Consider the following 20,417-nt stretch of genomic DNA (forward strand, 5'->3'; position numbering starts at 1 on the left):
GGACTCCCATGCCCTTACAACACCCGTCGTCATCGACACACCTGCCAGCCGTCTAAATTAGCGAGACAAAAAAAGGCTGGCAAGTCAGTTTACGCTTGCCAGCCTTGTTTTTATTAACGCTCTTTGCGCGAGGTCACTATTTTGCGCTTACAACCTGCATGCCAGACGGCTCATTTTGCAGCGCTAGCGCCAGAACTTCCTCGATGCGCTTAACCGGATGAATCTCCAGATCGGCCAGAACGTTGTCCGGAATCTCTTCCAGATCGCGTTTGTTCTCATCAGGAATCAGAACAGTCTTAATGCCGCCACGGTGTGCTGCGAGCAGTTTTTCCTTCAGGCCACCGATTGGCAGCACCAGGCCGCGCAGGGTAATTTCCCCTGTCATCGCCACGTCTGCACGCACCGGGTTACCGGTCAGGCAGGAAACCAGCGCGGTACACATCGCGATACCCGCACTAGGACCGTCTTTCGGCGTAGCCCCTTCCGGTACGTGAACGTGAATGTCGCGTTTTTCGTAGAAATCTGGGTTGATGCCCAGTTTTTCTGCGCGCGCGCGCACCACGGTCAGCGCAGCCTGAATGGACTCCTGCATCACTTCACCTAAAGAGCCGGTGTAGGTCAGTTTGCCTTTACCCGGTACACAGGCGGTTTCGATGGTCAGCAGATCGCCGCCCACTTCCGTCCACGCCAGGCCGGTAACCTGACCAACGCGGTTTTCTTCATCCGCGCGACCATAGTCGAAGCGCTGAATGCCGAGATAGTCGTGAAGGTTGTCGCCGTTAATATCGATGTGCTTCAGCTCTTTATCCAGCAGCAGCTGTTTAACCGCTTTACGGCACAGTTTCGAAATTTCACGTTCCAGGCTACGAACGCCCGCTTCACGGGTGTAGTAACGAATGATGCCAACAATCGCGCTATCGTCTACCGTCAGCTCGCCTTTTTTCAGGGCGTTACGTTCGATCTGCTTCGGCAGCAAGTGACGTTTAGCAATGTTCAGCTTCTCGTCTTCGGTATAACCGGACAGACGGATCACTTCCATACGATCCAGCAGAGGCGCTGGAATGTTCATGGAGTTCGAGGTCGCCACGAACATCACGTCGCTGAGATCGTAATCCACTTCCAGGTAGTGATCGCTGAACGCTACGTTCTGTTCTGGATCAAGCACTTCCAGCAGAGCGGAGGCCGGGTCACCGCGCATGTCCGAAGACATTTTGTCGATTTCATCGAGCAGGAACAGCGGGTTTTTAACGCCCACTTTGGCCATTTTCTGAATCAGTTTACCCGGCATAGAGCCGATGTAGGTGCGACGGTGACCGCGGATTTCCGCTTCGTCACGCACGCCGCCCAGCGCCATACGAACGTATTTACGTCCGGTCGCCTGAGCAATAGACTGCCCCAGAGAGGTTTTACCCACACCAGGAGGCCCTACCAGGCACAGGATTGGCCCTTTCAGCTTGTTCACACGGCTTTGAACCGCGAGATACTCAAGAATACGGTCTTTGACGCGCTCGAGGCCGTAATGGTCGGTATCGAGGATTTCCTGCGCCTGGCGAAGGTCTTTTTTAACCTTGCTGCGCGTATTCCACGGCACCTGCACCATCCAGTCGATATAACCACGAACCACGGTCGCTTCTGCTGACATCGGCGACATCATTTTCAGCTTTTGCAGTTCGGCTTCGGTTTTCTCTTTCGCCTCTTTCGGCATCTTCGCCGCGTCGATCTTACGCTTCAGCGCTTCGTTTTCGTCAGGAACTTCGTCCATCTCGCCGAGTTCTTTCTGAATGGCTTTCATTTGCTCGTTCAGATAGTACTCACGCTGAGATTTTTCCATCTGCTTTTTCACGCGGTTGCGAATACGTTTCTCAACCTGCAGCAGATCGATTTCTGACTCCATCATCGCCATCAGATATTCCAGGCGCTCATTGATGTCGGACATCTCGAGTACGGACTGTTTATCTGCCAGCTTCAACGGCATGTGGGCCGCGATGGTATCCGCCAGGCGTGCAGGATCGTCGATGCTGTTCAGCGACGTCAGCACTTCTGGTGGGATTTTTTTGTTCAGCTTGATATAGCCTTCAAACTGACCGATTGCGGTGCGTACCAGCACTTCCTGCTCGCGCTCTTCAATCGCCGGCGATTCCAGGTACTCTGCTTTCGCGGAGAAGTGTTCGCCGTTATCAGAGAGCGTAGAGATACGCGCACGCTGCAGCCCTTCAACCAGTACTTTGACCGTACCGTCAGGCAGCTTCAGCATTTGTAAAATAGAGGCCACGGTCCCGACGGTGAAAAGATCGTTTACACCCGGCTCATCCGTTGAAGCATCTTTCTGCGCGACCAGCATGATTTTTTTATCATGATCCATGGCCGCTTCCAGACAACGGATAGATTTTTCCCGCCCTACAAATAAGGGGATGACCATGTGCGGATAAACCACCACATCGCGCAACGGCAATACGGGGATTTCAATGCGTTCAGAACGCTCAGGATTCATAGAGCTCTCTCTTAGTTTAGTGTCCGCCAGGTAAACTGGTCATGCGACTGTGCTTCACACAACCATTAACATGTAACCAGTATATGGGGATGTATTCCACACATTCAACGCCATGAATACGGAAAAATAAAAGGGGAGATAAAATCCCCCCTTTTTGATTAACTGATTGTATGATCTGGTGAATTATTCGCCAGATGCCTGCTGCGCTTCCGGCTTGCCGTAAATCAGCAGCGGTTCGCTTTGACCGGCAATCACCGACTCGTCGATAACCACTTTTTCGACGTCTTCCATAGAAGGCAGATCGTACATGGTTTCGAGCAGTGCGGCTTCAACGATAGAACGCAGACCACGAGCACCGGTTTTACGCGCCATTGCTTTCTTGGCGATAGCGTCCAGCGCTTCGTCACGGAATTCCAGATCCACACCTTCGAGGTTAAACAGCGCCTGATACTGCTTGGTCAGGGCGTTTTTCGGCTCTTTGAGGATCTGAATCAGCGCGTCTTCGCTCAGTTCAGTCAGGGTTGCAACCACCGGCAGACGGCCGATGAACTCAGGGATCAGACCAAATTTGATCAGATCTTCTGGCTCAACCTGGGTCAGCAGTTCGCCTTCGCTGGCTTTATCCGTTTTAGATTTCACCGTTGCGCCAAAGCCAATACCCGAACCGGTTTCAACGCGGTTACCGATCACTTTATCCAGACCGGCAAACGCGCCGCCGCAGATAAAGAGGATCTTCGAAGTATCAACCTGCAGGAACTCCTGCTGCGGATGTTTACGGCCACCCTGCGGCGGAACGGCTGCCACGGTGCCTTCAATCAGCTTCAGCAGCGCCTGCTGTACGCCTTCGCCGGACACGTCACGAGTAATCGACGGGTTGTCAGACTTACGAGAAATCTTGTCGATTTCATCGATGTAAACAATACCGCGCTGGGCTTTCTGTACGTCGTAGTCGCACTTCTGCAGCAGTTTTTGAATAATGTTTTCAACGTCTTCACCCACGTAACCAGCTTCGGTCAGGGTGGTTGCATCAGCCATGGTGAACGGAACGTCCAGCAGGCGTGCCAGCGTTTCGGCCAGCAGGGTTTTACCGGAACCGGTTGGGCCAATCAGCAGAATGTTACTTTTGCCGAGCTCAACACCGTTGTTGGTATCACCGTTACGCAGACGTTTGTAGTGGTTGTAGACCGCAACGGCCAGCACCTTTTTCGCCTGTTCCTGACCGATAACATAGTCATCTAAGTGGTGGCGAATTTCGTGTGGCGTCGGCAGAGCACTGCGTTCACGATGCGGCGCCACTTCTTTAATCTCTTCGCGAATGATGTCGTTACATAAGTCGACGCATTCGTCGCAGATATACACGGATGGGCCGGCGATGAGCTTACGCACTTCGTGCTGGCTTTTGCCGCAAAAAGAGCAGTACAACAGTTTGCCCGAGCCATCTTTGCGTTTATCTGTCATGAGTCAAAACCTCTTTTTAAGTTCTTTGTGCCGCATATGACGACGCAAATGCCATTCTTAAGCGCAAGCTGCTACGCAAGCGTTGTGCCGCCCTTAGTAGTATATACCGTGCAGCGGCACGTGCCGTCATGACATTAGTTACGTTTGCTCAAAATTGAGTCAACCAGGCCATACTCGACGGCTTCAGAAGCGGACAGGAAGCGGTCACGTTCAGTGTCGCTCTCAATCTGCTCCAGAGATTTGCCAGTATGGTGCGCCATAAGCTCATTCATGCGTCCTTTCACCTTCAGGATCTCACGGGCGTGGATTTCGATATCCGTCGCCTGGCCCTGATAACCGCCCAGCGGCTGGTGAATCATTACGCGGGAGTTTGGTAAGCAGAAGCGCTTACCTTTTGCGCCTGCCGTCAGCAGGAACGCGCCCATCGATGCCGCTTGCCCCATACAGATGGTGCTGACATCCGGCTTGATAAACTGCATGGTGTCATAAATAGACATCCCTGCAGTGATCACGCCGCCAGGGGAGTTGATGTACAGATAAATGTCTTTTTCCGGGTTTTCCGCTTCCAGAAACAGCATTTGCGCCACAATCAGGTTTGCCATGTGGTCTTCGACCTGACCGGTCAGAAAGATTACGCGCTCTTTAAGTAGACGGGAGTAGATATCAAAAGAACGTTCGCCACGTGAGGTCTGTTCAATGACCATCGGCACCAGGGCCATGTGGGGTGCAAAATTATCTCGTTCGCCACTGTATGACATTTCCGTCTCCTGGATAATAAATAAAATAGCCACAGCCTGCTAATTATAGAGATGCGGCGAGTGATTCGTTCCCTCAGTAATGGGTACGATCTTACCCTATTTCAAGCATAACAATATTTTGTTGATACGCTAACACCGAAAAGCCGTTTTATCACGCAAGCTTTGGTTATTACTGCAATAAAAAAACCCGTCACCAAAAGGCAACGGGTTTTTCTCAAAACCGTAAACCGGTAAGCGAAATTACGCCTGCTGGTTCATCAGTTCATTGAAGGAAGTTGCTTTTTCAGTCACTTTCGCTTTTTCCAGAACCGCTTCAACAGCCTGTTCTTCCAGAGCGACACTGCGCATGTTTTCCATCAGCTCTTTGTTTTTGCTGTAGAATTCAATAACTTCTTTCGGATCTTCGTAGGCGGAAGCCATTTCTTCGATCAGGGTAGCAACGCGTGCTTCGTCAGCTTTCAGCTCGTGGGTACGAATCACTTCGCCCAGCAGCAGGCCAACAACTACGCGGCGTTTAGCCTGCTCTTCGAACAGTTCGCGAGGCAGTTCCATCGCTTGCTGCTGGTTGCCACCGAAACGCTGTGCAGCCTGACGGCGCAGAACGTCGATTTCGCTGTCGATCAGGGCAGCAGGAACGTCGATTTCGTTCGCTTTTACCAGACCTTCGATTGCCTGAGATTTAACGCGGTTACGTACCGCGCCTTTCAGTTCGCGTTCCATGTTTTTACGCACTTCAGCGCGCAGGCCTTCAACGGAACCATCTTCAACGCCGAAACGTTTGATGAATTCTGCAGTCAGTTCTGGCAGTTCACGCTCTTCAACTTTCTTCAGGGTAATCGCGAATTTAGCCGCTTTACCTTTCAGGTTTTCAGCGTGGTATTCTTCTGGGAAGGTAACGTCGATAACGAACTCTTCGCCTGCTTTGTGACCTTTGATACCGTCTTCAAAGCCTGGGATCATACGACCCTGGCCCATTGCCAGTACGAAATCAGTCGCTTTGCCGCCTTCGAATTCTTCGCCGTCTACAGAGCCGGAGAAGTCAACGGTAACGCGGTCTTCAGCGTCAACAACGCCGTCTTTGTCTTTCCAGGTTGCCTGCTGCTTACGCAGAGTGTCCAGCATGCCGTCAACGTCAGCTTCGGTCACTTCAACGACTGGTTTTTCAACTTCGATAGCGTCCAGACCCTGCAGTTCAACTTCTGGGTACACTTCGAATTCTACTGCGTAGGTGAAATCTTCACCCAGCTTGTATTCACCTGGAACGTAGTTAGGCGCGCCAGCTGGATTGATCTTCTCTTTGATGATCGCGTCAACGAAGTTGCGGCTCATCAGGTCACCCAGAACGTCCTGACGCACGGAAGCGCCATAACGCTGAGCAACAACATTCATCGGTACTTTACCTTTACGGAAACCGTCAATGCGTACTTTTTTCGCTACGTTGACCAGCTCGCTTTTTACAGCGGTCTCGATGCTGTCAGCAGCGATAGTAATCGTTACACGGCGGCCAAGGCCCTGAGTGGTTTCAACTGAAACTTGCATCTTGTTACCTCAAAAAAATCACAGTGCTCGGTCAACTCTACTCCGCAAGCTCGAAAAGCTGGCGTTGCGGACCTGGGATGCTCTCGTAATCAATCACATTCCCTGTCGTCAGAATCATCCCGAAGACATTCCGAAAAATAAGACGCAGCATTATAGCGGCATCACTTTTATGAGTCGAGAACGGTTATCACGCGTTGCTGCGGCATTTTTCACAATTCCCGGCTAATTTTTGTCTGAACGCTGTCGAAATAGCTCAAAATTCAGACAAAACAAAACGGCCCGCAGGCCGTTTTCTCATAATCTGTACGCAACATACTGGAAAAGTTCCGTGTTGCAAATGCCTTTTCTACGCGATAGTACCCGCTCCGCGGCATGGCGGTGAGGTAATGACGGTATCTTGCAAACCTTCCCACTCTTTTCGCGTATAAGTATGCAATGCCAGCGCATGGACGGTGGACGCAAACTCCTCTGTTAACGTTCCGTAGATCATCCGATGACGATTCAGAAAACGTTCCCCGGTAAACTTATCGCTCACCAGCACAACTTTAAAGTGGCTCTCAGAACCGGCCGGTACGTTGTGGCGGTAGCTTTCGTCTACGACTTCCAGGAAAACAGGTTCAAACGCTGCCCTCAGTTTTTCTTCGATTTGTTCACGCATCATCATGATATTACTCCTCCGACAACGTTAAGATGCCGCCTATCCCTTTAAATGTTAGCCGCTTTTACTGATTACATTACACAAAGGCAACAAAAAATTAGCGTTCGCACCCTTTTATTTGTCAAGTAGATGAAGTTAACGTCTTTTACAATCGCTTCTCATCTGAAATCCTGCCGCAGATTGTTCGCGAGCGCAGAAAAACACCAACACGATGAAATTACATGCATTGCCTACTTCCCCTGACCGATGGCGATGTTATGATGGCGGGAATTTTCAGTAAACAATGCGTTTGAGACCCCTAACATGTTAAAAAAAATCCTCTTCCCACTGGTAGCACTGTTTATGCTGGCAGGATGCGCAACGCCTCCGACCACGGTTGAAGTGTCACCAAAAATCACCCTGCCTCAGCAGGATCCAAGCCTGATGGGCGTGACCGTTAGCATCACCGGCGCTGACCAGCGTCAGGATCAGGCGCTGGCCAAAGTCACCCGTAACAACCAGTTGGTTACCCTGACCGCTTCCCGCGACCTGCGTTTCCTGATGCAGGAAGTGCTGGAAAAACAGATGACCGCGCGCGGCTATATGATTGGCCCGAACGGTGCGGTAAATCTGCAGATTATCGTTAATCAGCTGTATGCCGACGTTTCCCAGGGTAACGTGCGTTACAACATCTCTACCAAAGCCGATATCGCTATCATCGCGACCGCCGCTAACGGTAACAAGATGACCAAAAACTACCGTTCTAACTACTCCGTTGAAGGCGCGTTCCAGGCTTCCAACAAAAACATTTCCGATACCGTTGATAGCGTGCTGGGCGATACCATCGCCGATATGGCACAGGACACCTCTATCCACGATTTCATCAAGCAGAACGCTCGCTAATCCCGTCACAGACCCGGCTTAGGCCGGGTCTGAACGTATAACACTATGTCTGGTCACTATCTCCGCATTTTTCAGCAACCGAAATCAGCCATTCTGCTGATTCTTGGCTTTGCTTCCGGCTTACCGCTCGCCCTGACCTCAGGGACGATGCAGGCGTGGATGACGGTCGAAAATATCGATCTGAAAACCATCGGCTTTTTCTCGCTTGTCGGCCAGGCATACGTCTTTAAGTTTCTCTGGTCACCGGTCATGGACCGCTACACGCCGCCGTTTTTAGGGCGTCGTCGCGGCTGGCTGTTGACGACACAATGTTTGCTGCTTATCGCCATTGCTGCGATGGGCTTCCTTGAGCCCTCCACGCAGCTACGCTGGATGGCGGCGCTGGCGGTGATTATCGCGTTCTGCTCCGCCTCGCAGGATATCGTTTTCGACGCCTGGAAAACCGATGTGCTTCCAGCGGAAGAGCGCGGCGCGGGCGCGGCGATTAGCGTGTTGGGCTATCGTCTGGGGATGTTGGTTTCCGGCGGGCTGGCGCTATGGCTGGCCGATAAATGGCTGGGCTGGCAGGGCATGTACTGGCTAATGGCGGCGCTGCTAGTGCCGTGCATTATCGCCACGCTGCTGGCCCCTGAACCGAGCGACGTTATTCCGGTTCCGAAAAGCCTTGAGCAAGCGGTGGTACAACCGCTTAAAGATTTCTTCGGCCGCAACAACGCCTGGCTCATTCTGCTGCTAATCGTGATGTATAAGCTCGGCGACGCCTTCGCCATGAGCCTGACTACCACCTTCTTGATCCGCGGCGTGGGGTTTGACGCCGGCCAGGTCGGGATGGTGAATAAAACCCTCGGCCTGTTTGCCACCATTGTCGGCGCGCTGTACGGCGGCGTGTTAATGCAGCGCCTGACGCTGTTCCGCGCGCTGCTGATCTTTGGCATTTTGCAGGGCGTGTCAAACGCTGGCTACTGGGCGCTTTCGGTCACGGATAAGCATATTTATTCGATGGCGGCTGCGGTCTTCTTTGAAAACCTGTGCGGCGGCATGGGTACGGCGGCATTCGTCGCACTGTTGATGACGCTGTGTAATAAATCGTTTTCTGCCACCCAGTTTGCGCTGCTGTCGGCGCTGTCCGCCGTCGGCCGTGTCTACGTAGGGCCAATTGCGGGCTGGTTTGTCGAAGCGCACGGTTGGCCGACGTTCTATCTTTTCTCGGTGTTTGCCGCCATACCGGGCATTCTGTTGCTGCTTATCTGCCGTCAGACCCTGGAATATACTCAGCGAACCGAACAATTTATGCCGCGTGATAGCTATGCGGGCGCCTACCGATTCGCGCTACGTCTGCTGATGCTGGGTGCCGTGCTGCTGGGAGTCTGGCTGGTGATGCTGCTGGCAAATGCCCTGAACCTCACCGCCATTCAATGGTCCGAAATCGTACTCGAGATAGGCGTCGTGATTGCCTTTATCGGCATTATTTACGGCTGCCTGCTGGACTACCTTGCCCTGCGTAAAACGCAGTTCCAATAAAATAAGCGGAAAATGTGAAGTCTACGTTGTAATCACGACGCGTAATAATAACGCTTACATCGTATGTAAAAAAAAATATTTGTGCTTTTGTGCGCTTTAGAATTCTGGAAATTATTGGAACGTCTAAAATGTGCTTTATTTCTTTAACCGATTCAGCACCAGAACAATTAATTTTTCGTTTTTGAGTTGTCTATTTTTTGATGATTAATTGTTAATTATTTGTGTATTTTTGGCAATGGTTATACCAATTGCCATCTCCCCCACCTCCTCATACCCCCTTTCGTTATAACGCCCGCCAGATGGGCTTTCCGCTCGGAAAATAGACACATTTAGCAACATCTGTGACAGGTGCGGCAGAACCCGGTAACACATAACTGACAGAGCCCTAATGATGTTTACAGTAATGTAACCTTCCCGTAAAATGACCCCACACTTTAAACGCCACCAACACCCCGTGGAATTGAGGTCGTTACATGAGACTCAGGAAATACAATAAAAACTTGGGATGGTTGTCATTAATCGCCGGCACTGTATTACTCAGTGGTTGTGATTCTGCACTTCTTGACCCCAAAGGACAGATTGGACTGGAGCAGCGTTCGCTGATTCTGACGGCTTTCGGCCTGATGATGATCGTCGTAATCCCGGCCGTCTTAATGGCCGTTGGTTTCGCCTGGAAGTATCGTGCGAGCAATAAAGATGCGAAGTATAGCCCGAACTGGTCACACTCCAATAAAGTGGAAGCTGTGGTCTGGACCGTGCCAATTCTTATCATCATCTTCCTCGCCGTACTGACCTGGAAAACCACTCACGCTTTAGAACCGAGCAAACCACTGGCTCATGATGAGAAACCAATCACTATCGAAGTGGTTTCCATGGACTGGAAATGGTTCTTCATCTACCCGGAGCAGGGCATTGCTACCGTTAACGAAATCGCCTTCCCGGCGAACGTTCCGGTGCAGTTCAAAGTGACCTCTAACTCCGTGATGAACTCCTTCTTTATCCCGCGTCTGGGCAGCCAGATTTACGCGATGGCCGGTATGCAGACCAACCTGCATCTGATCGCTAACGAAGCAGGTATCTACGACGGTATCTCTGCTAGCTATAGCGGCCAGGGCTTCTCTGGAATGAAGTTCAAAGCCATTGCTACGCCGGATCGTGCCGCATTCGATCAGTGGGTCGCGAAAGCGAAACAATCTCCGAACACCATGGATGACATGGCTACCTTCGAGAAATTGGCTGCACCGAGCGAATATAACAAGGTGGAGTACTTCTCCAGCGTGAAACCTGATTTGTTTAAAGCAGTGACCAGCAAATTCATGGATCACGGCAAGAGCATGGACATGACCAAACCAGAAGGCGAACACGCATCGCACGAAGGAATGGAAGGCATGGACATGAGCCACGCGGAATCCGCTCACTAAGGGGCCGAGGAAGAATACGATGTTCGGAAAACTGACACTGGATGCAGTGCCCTACCACGAACCCATTATCGTGGTTACGGTGGCTGCCATTATCGTCGGGGGACTCGCTCTCCTGGCGGCCATCACTTACTTCGGTAAGTGGTCCTATCTATGGAACGAGTGGCTGACCTCCGTCGACCACAAAAAGCTGGGCATCATGTATGTCATCGTTGCTATCGTCATGCTGCTGCGTGGCTTTGCCGATGCCGTGATGATGCGTAGCCAGCAGGTTCTGGCCTCGGCCGGGGAAGCTGGGTTCCTACCACCGCATCACTACGACCAGATCTTTACCGCCCACGGCGTCATCATGATCTTCTTCGTGGCGATGCCGTTCGTTATCGGTCTGATGAACCTGGTGGTTCCACTGCAGATCGGTGCGCGCGACGTAGCGTTCCCATTCCTGAACAACCTGAGCTTCTGGTTCACCGTTGTCGGTGTGGTTCTGGTTAACCTGTCCCTGGGCGTTGGTGAATTTGCTCAGACCGGTTGGCTGGCCTATCCGCCGCTCTCGGGAATTGAGTACAGTCCGGGCGTAGGTGTCGATTACTGGATTTGGGCGCTGCAGCTCTCCGGTATTGGTACAACGCTGACCGGTATTAACTTCTTCGTGACCATCATCAAGATGCGTGCACCAGGAATGACGATGTTCAAGATGCCGGTATTTACCTGGGCATCTCTGTGCGCCAACATCCTGATTATCGCCTCCTTCCCAATTCTGACGGTTACCATCGCGCTGCTGACCCTGGATCGCTATCTGGGCACCCATTTCTTTACCAATGATATGGGCGGCAACATGATGATGTACATCAACCTGATTTGGGCCTGGGGTCACCCGGAAGTGTACATTCTGGTTCTGCCTGTCTTCGGTGTGTTCTCTGAAGTTGCAGCAACCTTCTCGCGTAAACGCCTGTTCGGTTACACCTCACTGGTGTGGGCGACCGTGTGTATTACCATCCTGTCGTTCATCGTTTGGCTGCACCACTTCTTCACCATGGGTGCGGGCGCGAACGTAAACGCCTTCTTCGGTATTACCACGATGATTATCGCCATCCCTACCGGGGTGAAGATCTTCAACTGGCTGTTCACCATGTATCAGGGTCGCATCGTCTTCAACTCTGCGATGCTGTGGACCATCGGCTTTATCGTGACCTTCTCGGTCGGCGGTATGACCGGCGTTCTGCTGGCAGTGCCGGGCGCGGACTTCGTGCTGCACAACAGCCTGTTCCTGATTGCGCACTTCCATAACGTTATCATCGGCGGCGTCGTATTTGGTTGCTTCGCAGGTCTGACCTACTGGTGGCCGAAAGCCTTTGGCTTCACGCTGAACGAAACCTGGGGCATCCGTGCTTTCTGGTTCTGGATCATCGGCTTCTTCGTCGCCTTCATGCCGCTGTACGTGCTGGGCTTCATGGGTATGACCCGTCGCCTGAGCCAGCAGATTGACCCGCAGTTCCACCCAATGCTGGTTGTTGCAGCATGCGGTGCGGCGCTGATTGCCTGCGGTATCCTGTGCCAGCTGATTCAGTTCTACGTCTCTATTCGCGACCGCGAGCAGAACCGCGACCTGACCGGTGACCCATGGGGCGGCCGTACGCTGGAGTGGGCAACCTCTTCTCCTCCTCCGTTCTACAACTTTGCCATTGTGCCGCAGATTCACGAACGCGATGCATTCTGGGAAATGAAAGAGAAAGGTGAAGCGTACAAGCAGCCGGCTCACTATGAAGAAATTCATATGCCGAAAAACAGCGGCGCGGGCATTGTGATTGCCGCCTTCGCAACCATCTTTGGTTTCGCCATGATCTGGCATATCTGGTGGTTGGCGATTGTCGGCTTCGCAGGCATCGTGATCACCTGGATTATCAAAAGCTTTGACGAGGACGTGGATTACTACGTGCCGGTTGCAGAAGTCGAAAAACTGGAAAATCAGCATTTCGATGAGATTTCTAAGGCAGGGCTGAAAAATGGCAACTGATACTCTGGCGCATAACGCCCACGCGCACGAACACGGGCACCACGATACAGGGCCGATGAAGATCTTCGGCTTCTGGATCTACCTGATGAGCGACTGCATCATCTTCGCCACCCTGTTCGCTACCTATGCCGTTCTGGTGAACGGCACGGCTGGCGGCCCGGCAGGTAAAGATATCTTCGAGCTGCCGTTCGTTCTGGTTGAAACCGCACTGCTGCTGTTCAGCTCCATCACCTACGGCATGGCGGCTATCGCCATGTACAAAAACAACAAGAGCCAGGTTGTTTCCTGGCTCGCCCTGACCTTCCTCTTTGGTGCAGGGTTCATCGCGATGGAAATCTATGAATTCCATCACCTGATTGTTGAAGGTATGGGCCCGGATCGCAGCGGCTTCCTGTCAGCGTTCTTCGCACTGGTAGGGACTCACGGTCTGCACGTCACCTCCGGTCTTATCTGGATGGCCGTGCTGATGGTGCAGATTTCCCGCCGCGGCCTGACCAGCACTAACCGTACTCGTATCCTGTGCCTGAGCCTGTTCTGGCACTTCCTGGACGTAGTGTGGATCTGTGTGTTCTCCGTTGTTTACCTGATGGGGGCAATGTAATGAGTCATTCTAACGATCACAGCGGCGCATCCCACGGCAGCGTGAAGTCGTACATGACAGGTTTCATCCTGTCTATCATCCTGACGGTGATCCCGTTCTGGATGGTGATGACCGGCAGCGCGTCGCATGCGGCGATTCTGGGGACCATTCTGGTCACCGCTGTCGTGCAGATTGTGGTGCACCTGGTGTACTTCCTGCACATGAACAGCAAGTCTGACGAAGGCTGGAACCTGACCGCGTTTGTCTTTACCGTGATAATCATTGCCATCGTGGTGGTGGGCTCCATCTGGATTATGTGGAACCTGAACTACAACATGATGGTTCACTAAGAGCGGCGAGTATGTTTAAGCGATACCTGCAAGTAACGAAGCCTGGCATCATTTTTGGCAACCTGATCTCCGTGATCGGCGGTTTCCTGCTGGCCTCCAAAGGTCACATCGACTATCCGCTGTTCGCCTGGACGTTGATCGGCGTGTCCCTGGTGGTCGCCTCGGGTTGTGTTTTCAACAACTATATCGATCGTGACATCGACCGTAAGATGGAGCGAACGAAGAACCGAGTGCTGGTTAAGGGACTGATTGCGCCAAAAACGTCACTGGTCTACGCCACCTTGCTGGGTCTCGCTGGCTTCATGCTGCTGTGGTTCGGCGCCAATCCCCTCGCCTGCTGGCTGGGGGTAATGGGGTTTGTGGTTTATGTCGGCGTTTACAGCCTGTACATGAAACGCCACTCCGTTTACGGCACGCTGATTGGTTCACTCTCCGGCGCTGCGCCGCCGGTGATTGGCTACTGCGCAGTGACCGGTGATTTCGACAGCGGCGCACTGATTCTGCTGGCGATCTTCAGCCTGTGGCAGATGCCTCACTCCTACGCTATCGCGATTTTCCGCTTCAAGGATTATCAGGCAGCGAACATTCCGGTTCTTCCGGTGGTGAAAGGCATTGCAGTGGCGAAAAACCACATCACGCTGTACATCGTGGCGTTTGCTCTGGCCACATTGATGCTCTCCCTGGGGGGCTACGCTGGGTATAAATACCTGATCGTTGCCGCCGCAGTGAGCGTCTGGTGGCTTGGCATGGCGCTGCGCGGTTACAAAGTGGAAGATGATAAGGTCTGGGCGCGCAAGCTGTTCGGCTTCTCCATCATCGCCATTACCGCGCTCTCCGTGATGATGTCCGTTGATTTTATGGTGCCGAATTCTCAGAACCTGCTGACTTACGTCTGGTAAAGAGACACCGTTTGAAAAAACCTCGCTTCGGCGGGGTTTTTTATTGCCTGAAGAAAAGCGCCCAATATTGATGTTTTCCTAAATAGCGGCGAGGTCAGCGTTTAGGCAGTTCATTCGAGGAGAAGAGGTATAGAATCGCGGCGGGTGCTTGAGACTGTTTGTCTTGAGCATAATGTGAAAGGCAGATAGACAAAAGCCCCAGATAACATTCAGCGTCCGGCAAGACGCTTAACATTAATCTGAGGCCCCTAATACACAACAGCATTAGGTTAGCCTCTTACCGACCTTCGGGTCAAGGAGAAGTAGCCTATGAAACGGTACTGTTGACAGGCATTCCAATTTTTTTCATCTGACTAACCCACCAGCATCGCCCGGGCGCTATACAGCAGATCCAGATGATCCCGGCACAGCGCCTCCAGCGAGGTGCGCGACTGGTGACTGGTCAAACTCAACGCTCCCCAGTACAGCCCTTCCCTATCAGCAAGCGGTACGGCTATCACCAGCATGCCTATCTCAAACTCCTGCTCAATAGAGGCGTATCCCTGACGGCGTACCTGCGCGATACGCTCCATCAATGTTGGTACATCCGTCACCGTGTAAGGCGTTCGCTGCTCGCGGGTCACGCGCTGCAGTACCGCTTCACACTCCGCTTCCGGCAACGAAGCCAGCCATAACCTGCCGCCTGCTGTGCAGTGAATAGGCACCCGCTCACCCAATCGCACAGAGGTTGAGTTAAACGGCGTGTGTTTGCTGCGGGCGATATAGACCAGCTCGTTGTCATCAATCACCCCAACTGACGCGTGTTCTTCGCTGCGGCTAGCCACGTACTCCACGATAGGCCGCACCATGCGCGGAAACTGTGCGGAATCAACATAAGCCTGCCCCAGGCGCAGCGTCTTCGCCATCAGCCAATAGTAGCGTCCGTCGGTATCCAGATAGCCGTCATGCACCAGCGTCAGGAAAAATCGGCGGGCGGCGCTCTGCGTCAACCCGCTCATTTTCGCCGCCTGCGGCACCGTCAGCCGCGGGTTCGCCTTCGAAAAAAGCTGGATCAACGCCAGCCCTTTTTGCAACCCGACGATCAAATCGCGCTGATGAATCTCGTTTTGCATAGCTGTTCACACTTTTGCAACAGAGGGAGTCGATTACTGCGATTATCGCACTGCCGGTGCGATTAACAACCAACCTGTCCGAATTCTGCGTTGTCGCTCACTGCTTCCATTGAAATACTCAAGAAACAGTTTATTAACAAACGAGGTGAGCAATGGTCAGCGGATTTACTCAGGTCGTCGCCGTTATCGGGCATCCCATTACCCAGGTGAAATCACCGGACAACTTTAACCACTACTTTGCCACTCAGGGCATGGACAAGGTGATGATCCCGGTCGATATCGTGCCGGAAGCCGTCGTCGATTACCTGAATGCCCTGCGCGGATGGCAGAATATGAGCGGCATTCTGGTTACCGTACCGCATAAACAGCGTGTTGCCGGGCTGCTTGATACCCTCACGTCTCGCGCTCGCCATCTCAACGCCGTTAACGTGGTGCGCAAGCTGGCAGACGGCCGTTTAGAGGGTGACATGCTGGACGGCGTGGGTTTCCAGCGCGCAGCAGAAGCTCACGGTTTTAACCCTGCGGGTAAACGCGCCCTGCTTTCCGGTTGTGGCGGCGTCGGCAGCGCTATCGCCTGGGGACTGTGCGAAGCGGGTATCAGCCATCTCGCACTGTATGACCGCGATGACGCCAGTCGTCAGCGTCTGGAAAACCGTTTAGCCACCCATTTCCCTACCGTACATATCACTCCCCTTCCCGACTCGCTCTCGGAGATTGATCTGCTGGTCAACGGTTCTCCCGCTGGCATGGCGGGCTTCGACGCACTGCCGCTAAGTCAAAATCTGCTGGAGACATTAACGGCGGCCACTCACGTCGCCGACGTCGTCACCGCGCCGGTTATCACCCCTCTGCTGGCCTTTGCCAATGCGCGTGGTTGCCGTACACAAACCGGCCCGGAAATGGCGCTGGCGCAAATGCAGCTGATGGGGCAATTCATAGGTGCTATTGAACAACCAGACGAGGCCGCAGCATGAAAAGCTGGGATGTGATCGTGATTGGCAGCGGCGCGGCGGGTTTTGCCGCCGCTGTTACCGCCTGCTGCAAAGGTCTCTCGGTACTGATGCTGGAAAAGGCCCCGCATTTTGGCGGGACATCAGCAATCTCCGGCGGCGCGGTGTGGATTAACGACACCGACCAGGCCCGTCGTCTTGGAAAAAGCGGCTCGCCGGAGGCAATAAAAACCTACCTGCGCACCATCATTGGCGAAGCGAACTACCGCCCAGACATGGTTGACGCCTTCGTTCATGCCGGGCGCGAAGCGCTGGCCTTTCTCGAACAGGAAGGCGCGGTGAAATACAGCCTGCGCCCGCTGTCGCCGGACTACTATCCGGATGAACCTGGCGGTGTGGACGTTGGCCGCGCGCTGGAAGTGGTGGAATATGATGGCCGCGAGCTGGGCCAACACTTTACCACCCTGCGTTCGCCGCCGCCGGGGATGCTGCTGTTTGGCGGCATGATGGTAAACCGCGTCGATATTCAGCACTTCCTCGATATGCGCCGCTCGTGGTGTTCGTTCCGTCACTGCGCCAGGCTACTACTCCGTTACGGGCGGGACCGTCTGCGGCATCACCGAGGAACCCGTCTGGCGATGGGCAACGCGCTGATTGCCCGCATGGCAACGCTGGCGCTGCGTAAAGGGATGGAGCTGGAACTTAACGTGACGGTGAAATCGCTGGTCGAACAGAACGGTCGAGTGACCGGGGTTGAAATCGAACGCGATGGCCAAACGCTGCCATTACACGCTCGTCGTGGCGTCGTACTTGCCGCCGGAGGGTTTGCCGCCGGGCGCATCGCTCCCCAGTTTCGCCCGGCGACGCAGCAGCACTACACCATGTCTCCCGCCACCAACGACGGCGCAGCATTCCAGTTGGGACTTGGCGTTGATGCTCGACAAGGCGTAGATCTACCGTCGAATTTTTTCTGGGCTCCGGTCTCCGTACTGCGACGTCCGGACGGCAGCGAGGAGCGCTTCCCGCACCTGGTGACCGACCGTGCCAAACCGGGGGTGATCGCGGTTAACCAACGCGGCGTACGCTTCGTCAACGAATCAAACTCTTACCACCATTTCGCCAGCGCCATGCAGCAGCAGCCGGAAAACGCCCCATGCTACCTGTTGTGCGATGCCCGGGCGATGAAGCGCTATGGCCTGGGGCTGGCGCGCCCGGCGCCGGTTAACAACGACGCGTTGGTGAACGCCGGTTATCTGCATCAGGCCGAAAGTCTGAGCGAACTGGCGCAGCAGTTAGGTATAGACCAGCAGCAGCTTGAGCACACCGTTTCCCGCTACAACCAGCATGCAGCAAGCGGCAGCGATCCGGAATGTCATAAAGGCGGTAACAGCTATAACCGCGCGATGGGCGATGCGGCGCACAGTCCGAACGCCTGCAACGCGCCGCTGTTAAGCGCACCGTTCTATGCCATCAAGCTCTTTACCGGTGACTTAGGCACTTCACGCGGGCTGGTCACTACCGCCGACGCGCAGGTCATCAACCAGCAAGGCCAGCCTATTGGCGGTCTGTATGCGGTCGGTAACGATATGGATTCGATGATGGCGGGCACCTACCCCGGCCCAGGCATCACCCTCGGCCCAGCGCTCACCTTCGGCTATCTGGCCGCCATGCATATGACACAAGCATCCTCACTCACTTCAGGAGAAGCAGCATGATCTACGAAAAACGCACCTACACCATCAATCCTCTGAAAATGGCCGACTGGCTGGCGCTGTACAAAAGCGACGCCTTTGCGGTGCAAACCGAACACCTCGGCAAGCTGATTGGCTTTTTCTTTACTGAAATCGGCGTGGTCAATCAGGTGGTGCATATCTGGGCTTACGAGAGTCTGGACGACCGTCTGGTGCGCCGCGCGCGCATGTCCCAGGACGAGCGCTGGCTGACCTTCTCACGGAAAAACCGCGAACTGGCGGCGGTTGAACGCCTGGAGTCGGTGCTGATGCGCCCTACCGATTTCTCGCCGCTGCAATAAGGAGTTTCCCATGAGCAGGCATGTAGAGGTAGATATGCTGGTGATTGGCTCCGGCGCCGCTGGGCTTTCTGCCGCCGTCACCGCCGCACTGCACGGTGCACGAGTGCTGGTTGCCGAAAAAGAGTCAACGATCGGCGGCACCAGCGCCTGGTCGGGCGGTTGGCTGTGGATCCCGCAAAACCCGCTGGCCCGTGAGGAAGGCATCATAGAAGACGATGCCGCCCCGCTGAGCTATCTGCAGTCCGAGATGGAAGGCCTTCCTGCCGATGCACGCCTGCGCACCTTTTTACGCTACGGCCCGGAAATGGTGAATTTTTTCCGGCAAAACACCGCCGTGCAGTTTCTGTCCGGTAGCAAAATGCCTGACTTTCATAACAACACAGGCTTTGCCACCGGTGGTCGCTCCGTCACCGCCCAACCGTACGATGCCCGCGGACTAGGTGACTGGCTTCACCGCCTGCGTCCACCGCTGGAGACCATCAGCCTTGCCGGCATGGGCATTGCGGGCGGTACGGATATGGCGCACTTCTTTAACGCGACGCGCTCACCGCGTTCGGCGCTGTACGCCTCTCGTCGCCTGGCGCGTCACGGCTGGCAACGCCTGCGCCACGGACGCGGCCGCCATCTGGTCAACGGCAATGCGCTGGTCGCGCGTCTTCTGCGCTCAGCGCTCGACGCTAACGTGAGTTTCCAACTCAACGCCCCGGTCACTCGTTTATTAAGGGATGCCCACGGCGTGACCGGCGCCATTCTTAGTAGCGATGATGGCGAGATCCAGGTTACGGCCCGCGCGGTGGTACTGGCCTGCGGCGGTTTTCCGCATGATAAACAGCGACTGGCCGAGCAGGTTCCACACGCAGCGCAGGGTTACGGCCACTTCTCCGCTGCGCCACCGGGAAATCAGGGCGATGGCATTCGTCTTGGCGAAACCGCAGGCGGTCAGTTTGACGGCTCGCTTAAGCACCCGATGGCGTGGGCGCCGGTCTCCCGCGTCTCGCTTTCCAGCGGGCTACAGCTGGCGTTTCCGCACCTTGTTGAGCGTGCTAAACCGGGGTTTCTCGCGGTACGCAGTAACGGCAAGCGTTTCGTCAATGAGGCCGACTCCTACCACGACTTTATCGCCGCGCTGCTGGACGCCACGCCAAAAGGCGAAAAACCGGTGGCCTGGTTGATTGCCGATAGCCGCGCGCTGCACCGCTACGGCCTGGGTCACGCCCGCCCCACGCCGTTCCCGGTGAAGGCCTGGCTACGAACCGGCTATCTGCAAAGCGCCGACACGCTGGAAGCGCTGGCACAGCAATGCGGCATTGACGGTTCCGTGCTTAGCGATACCGTCGAACGCTTTAATGGCTTCGCCCGACAGGGGCGCGATGACGACTTCCAGCGCGGCGCATCGGCCTATAACTGTGCGCAGGGTGATGCCAGCCACCAGCCCAGCCCGACGCTGGGCGAGCTAACACAGGCGCCTTACTTCGCGGTACGCATTCTGCCCGGCTCGCTGGGATCATTCAGCGGACTGAAAACCGACGAACAAGCGCGCGTTCTGGATGCCGAGCAACATCCCATCCCCGGCTTGTTCGCCGTGGGTAACGATATGTCGAGCGTGATGCAGGGGTTCTACCCCAGCGGCGGCATCACGCTGGGCCCCGCCATGACCTTTGGTTACCTGGTGGGGAAAAATCTGTCCGCAAAAATAACATCTTAAAAATACGCATTTAGCCAGGGAAAGGCGCCAAACATAACAACAAACCTCAC

17 protein-coding genes are annotated in these 20,417 nt (G+C 54.4%); 11 read left to right on the forward strand and 6 right to left on the reverse strand.

Annotation, left to right across the window (positions count from 1 at the left end; all coding sequences use genetic code 11):
- Positions 1-136: 136 nt before the first annotated feature.
- From lon to bolA, 5 genes are all read right to left on the reverse strand, one after another.
- Positions 137-2,491, reverse strand: coding sequence for an endopeptidase La (gene lon / locus HII27_RS06585; protein WP_185667145.1), 2,355 nt, complete (start codon positions 2,489-2,491; stop codon positions 137-139).
- A gap of 183 nt (positions 2,492-2,674) precedes the next feature.
- Positions 2,675-3,949 (reverse strand): ATP-dependent protease ATP-binding subunit ClpX, encoded by a 1,275-nt coding sequence (clpX, locus tag HII27_RS06590; RefSeq protein WP_185667146.1) that lies wholly within the window; start codon positions 3,947-3,949, stop codon positions 2,675-2,677.
- A 134-nt stretch (positions 3,950-4,083) separates the two neighbouring features.
- The gene (gene clpP / locus HII27_RS06595; RefSeq protein ID WP_185667147.1) at positions 4,084-4,707 is read right to left on the reverse strand and encodes an ATP-dependent Clp endopeptidase proteolytic subunit ClpP; all 624 of its coding nucleotides are present in this window, start codon (positions 4,705-4,707) and stop codon (positions 4,084-4,086) included.
- Positions 4,708-4,947: 240 nt separating this feature from the next.
- Positions 4,948-6,246 carry a trigger factor gene (gene tig / locus HII27_RS06600; RefSeq protein WP_185667148.1) on the reverse strand — a complete coding sequence of 433 codons (1,299 nt, stop codon included), beginning with the start codon at positions 6,244-6,246 and terminating at the stop codon, positions 4,948-4,950.
- A gap of 346 nt (positions 6,247-6,592) precedes the next feature.
- Positions 6,593-6,910, reverse strand: a complete 318-nt coding sequence (gene bolA, locus HII27_RS06605) for a transcriptional regulator BolA (RefSeq protein WP_035894301.1) — start codon at positions 6,908-6,910, stop codon at positions 6,593-6,595.
- A gap of 297 nt (positions 6,911-7,207) precedes the next feature.
- Between bolA and HII27_RS06610 the strand changes: the two genes are divergently transcribed.
- The 7 genes from HII27_RS06610 to cyoE all read left to right on the forward strand — a co-directional run bounded on the left by HII27_RS06610 (position 7,208) and on the right by cyoE (position 14,568).
- Positions 7,208-7,786, forward strand: coding sequence for a lipoprotein (locus HII27_RS06610; RefSeq protein WP_185667149.1), 579 nt, complete (start codon positions 7,208-7,210; stop codon positions 7,784-7,786).
- 45 nt (positions 7,787-7,831) lie between these two features.
- The gene (gene ampG / locus HII27_RS06615) at positions 7,832-9,307 is read left to right on the forward strand and encodes a muropeptide MFS transporter AmpG (RefSeq protein WP_185667150.1); all 1,476 of its coding nucleotides are present in this window, start codon (positions 7,832-7,834) and stop codon (positions 9,305-9,307) included.
- A gap of 473 nt (positions 9,308-9,780) precedes the next feature.
- Positions 9,781-10,728: a cytochrome o ubiquinol oxidase subunit II gene (gene cyoA, locus HII27_RS06620; protein ID WP_035894297.1), complete on the forward strand. Its 948-nt coding sequence runs from the start codon at positions 9,781-9,783 to the stop codon at positions 10,726-10,728.
- Between the two features lie 19 nt (positions 10,729-10,747).
- On the forward strand, positions 10,748-12,739 hold the full coding sequence (gene cyoB / locus HII27_RS06625; RefSeq protein ID WP_185667151.1) for a cytochrome o ubiquinol oxidase subunit I: 1,992 nt from the start codon (positions 10,748-10,750) through the stop codon (positions 12,737-12,739).
- Positions 12,729-13,340 (forward strand): cytochrome o ubiquinol oxidase subunit III, encoded by a 612-nt coding sequence (locus HII27_RS06630; RefSeq protein ID WP_035894295.1) that lies wholly within the window; start codon positions 12,729-12,731, stop codon positions 13,338-13,340. The genes cyoB and HII27_RS06630 overlap by 11 nt, the downstream gene beginning before the upstream one ends.
- On the forward strand, positions 13,340-13,669 hold the full coding sequence (locus HII27_RS06635) for a cytochrome o ubiquinol oxidase subunit IV (protein WP_106927992.1): 330 nt from the start codon (positions 13,340-13,342) through the stop codon (positions 13,667-13,669). The genes HII27_RS06630 and HII27_RS06635 overlap by 1 nt, the downstream gene beginning before the upstream one ends.
- Before the next feature lie 11 nt (positions 13,670-13,680).
- The gene (gene cyoE / locus HII27_RS06640; protein ID WP_185667152.1) at positions 13,681-14,568 is read left to right on the forward strand and encodes a heme o synthase; all 888 of its coding nucleotides are present in this window, start codon (positions 13,681-13,683) and stop codon (positions 14,566-14,568) included.
- A gap of 353 nt (positions 14,569-14,921) precedes the next feature.
- Here the strand turns inward: cyoE and HII27_RS06645 are convergent, their stop codons facing one another.
- Positions 14,922-15,680, reverse strand: a complete 759-nt coding sequence (locus tag HII27_RS06645) for an IclR family transcriptional regulator domain-containing protein (protein ID WP_185667153.1) — start codon at positions 15,678-15,680, stop codon at positions 14,922-14,924.
- A gap of 152 nt (positions 15,681-15,832) precedes the next feature.
- Between HII27_RS06645 and HII27_RS06650 the strand changes: the two genes are divergently transcribed.
- Genes HII27_RS06650 through HII27_RS06665 form a run of 4 tightly spaced genes read left to right on the forward strand, consistent with a single transcriptional unit; the run spans position 15,833 to position 20,367 of the window.
- Positions 15,833-16,654, forward strand: coding sequence for a shikimate dehydrogenase family protein (locus HII27_RS06650; protein WP_185667154.1), 822 nt, complete (start codon positions 15,833-15,835; stop codon positions 16,652-16,654).
- Entirely contained in the window at positions 16,651-18,345 is a 1,695-nt protein-coding gene (locus HII27_RS06655) for an FAD-dependent oxidoreductase (RefSeq protein WP_185667155.1), read from the forward strand. Before HII27_RS06650 ends, HII27_RS06655 begins: the two co-directional genes overlap by 4 nt.
- Positions 18,342-18,662: an NIPSNAP family protein gene (locus HII27_RS06660; protein ID WP_035894285.1), complete on the forward strand. Its 321-nt coding sequence runs from the start codon at positions 18,342-18,344 to the stop codon at positions 18,660-18,662. Before HII27_RS06655 ends, HII27_RS06660 begins: the two co-directional genes overlap by 4 nt.
- A 10-nt stretch (positions 18,663-18,672) precedes the next feature.
- Positions 18,673-20,367 (forward strand): FAD-dependent oxidoreductase, encoded by a 1,695-nt coding sequence (locus HII27_RS06665; protein WP_185667156.1) that lies wholly within the window; start codon positions 18,673-18,675, stop codon positions 20,365-20,367.
- Positions 20,368-20,417: the final 50 nt, after the last annotated feature.

Origin of the sequence: Kluyvera sichuanensis (assembly GCF_014218705.1) — a bacterium.
Classification (GTDB): domain Bacteria; phylum Pseudomonadota; class Gammaproteobacteria; order Enterobacterales; family Enterobacteriaceae; genus Kluyvera; species Kluyvera sichuanensis.

Coding starts and splice junctions, on each gene's coding strand:
- clpX (WP_185667146.1), bottom strand. CDS start 3,949: ATGACAGATAAACGCAAAGATGGCTCGGGCAAACTGTTGTACTGCTCT.
- HII27_RS06630 (WP_035894295.1), top strand. CDS start 12,729: ATGGCAACTGATACTCTGGCGCATAACGCCCACGCGCACGAACACGGG.
- cyoB (WP_185667151.1), top strand. CDS start 10,748: ATGTTCGGAAAACTGACACTGGATGCAGTGCCCTACCACGAACCCATT.
- HII27_RS06660 (WP_035894285.1), top strand. CDS start 18,342: ATGATCTACGAAAAACGCACCTACACCATCAATCCTCTGAAAATGGCC.
- HII27_RS06635 (WP_106927992.1), top strand. CDS start 13,340: ATGAGTCATTCTAACGATCACAGCGGCGCATCCCACGGCAGCGTGAAG.
- HII27_RS06650 (WP_185667154.1), top strand. CDS start 15,833: ATGGTCAGCGGATTTACTCAGGTCGTCGCCGTTATCGGGCATCCCATT.
- cyoA (WP_035894297.1), top strand. CDS start 9,781: ATGAGACTCAGGAAATACAATAAAAACTTGGGATGGTTGTCATTAATC.
- bolA (WP_035894301.1), bottom strand. CDS start 6,910: ATGATGATGCGTGAACAAATCGAAGAAAAACTGAGGGCAGCGTTTGAA.
- cyoE (WP_185667152.1), top strand. CDS start 13,681: ATGTTTAAGCGATACCTGCAAGTAACGAAGCCTGGCATCATTTTTGGC.
- HII27_RS06655 (WP_185667155.1), top strand. CDS start 16,651: ATGAAAAGCTGGGATGTGATCGTGATTGGCAGCGGCGCGGCGGGTTTT.
- lon (WP_185667145.1), bottom strand. CDS start 2,491: ATGAATCCTGAGCGTTCTGAACGCATTGAAATCCCCGTATTGCCGTTG.
- ampG (WP_185667150.1), top strand. CDS start 7,832: ATGTCTGGTCACTATCTCCGCATTTTTCAGCAACCGAAATCAGCCATT.
- HII27_RS06645 (WP_185667153.1), bottom strand. CDS start 15,680: ATGCAAAACGAGATTCATCAGCGCGATTTGATCGTCGGGTTGCAAAAA.
- tig (WP_185667148.1), bottom strand. CDS start 6,246: ATGCAAGTTTCAGTTGAAACCACTCAGGGCCTTGGCCGCCGTGTAACG.
- HII27_RS06665 (WP_185667156.1), top strand. CDS start 18,673: ATGAGCAGGCATGTAGAGGTAGATATGCTGGTGATTGGCTCCGGCGCC.
- HII27_RS06610 (WP_185667149.1), top strand. CDS start 7,208: ATGTTAAAAAAAATCCTCTTCCCACTGGTAGCACTGTTTATGCTGGCA.
- clpP (WP_185667147.1), bottom strand. CDS start 4,707: ATGTCATACAGTGGCGAACGAGATAATTTTGCACCCCACATGGCCCTG.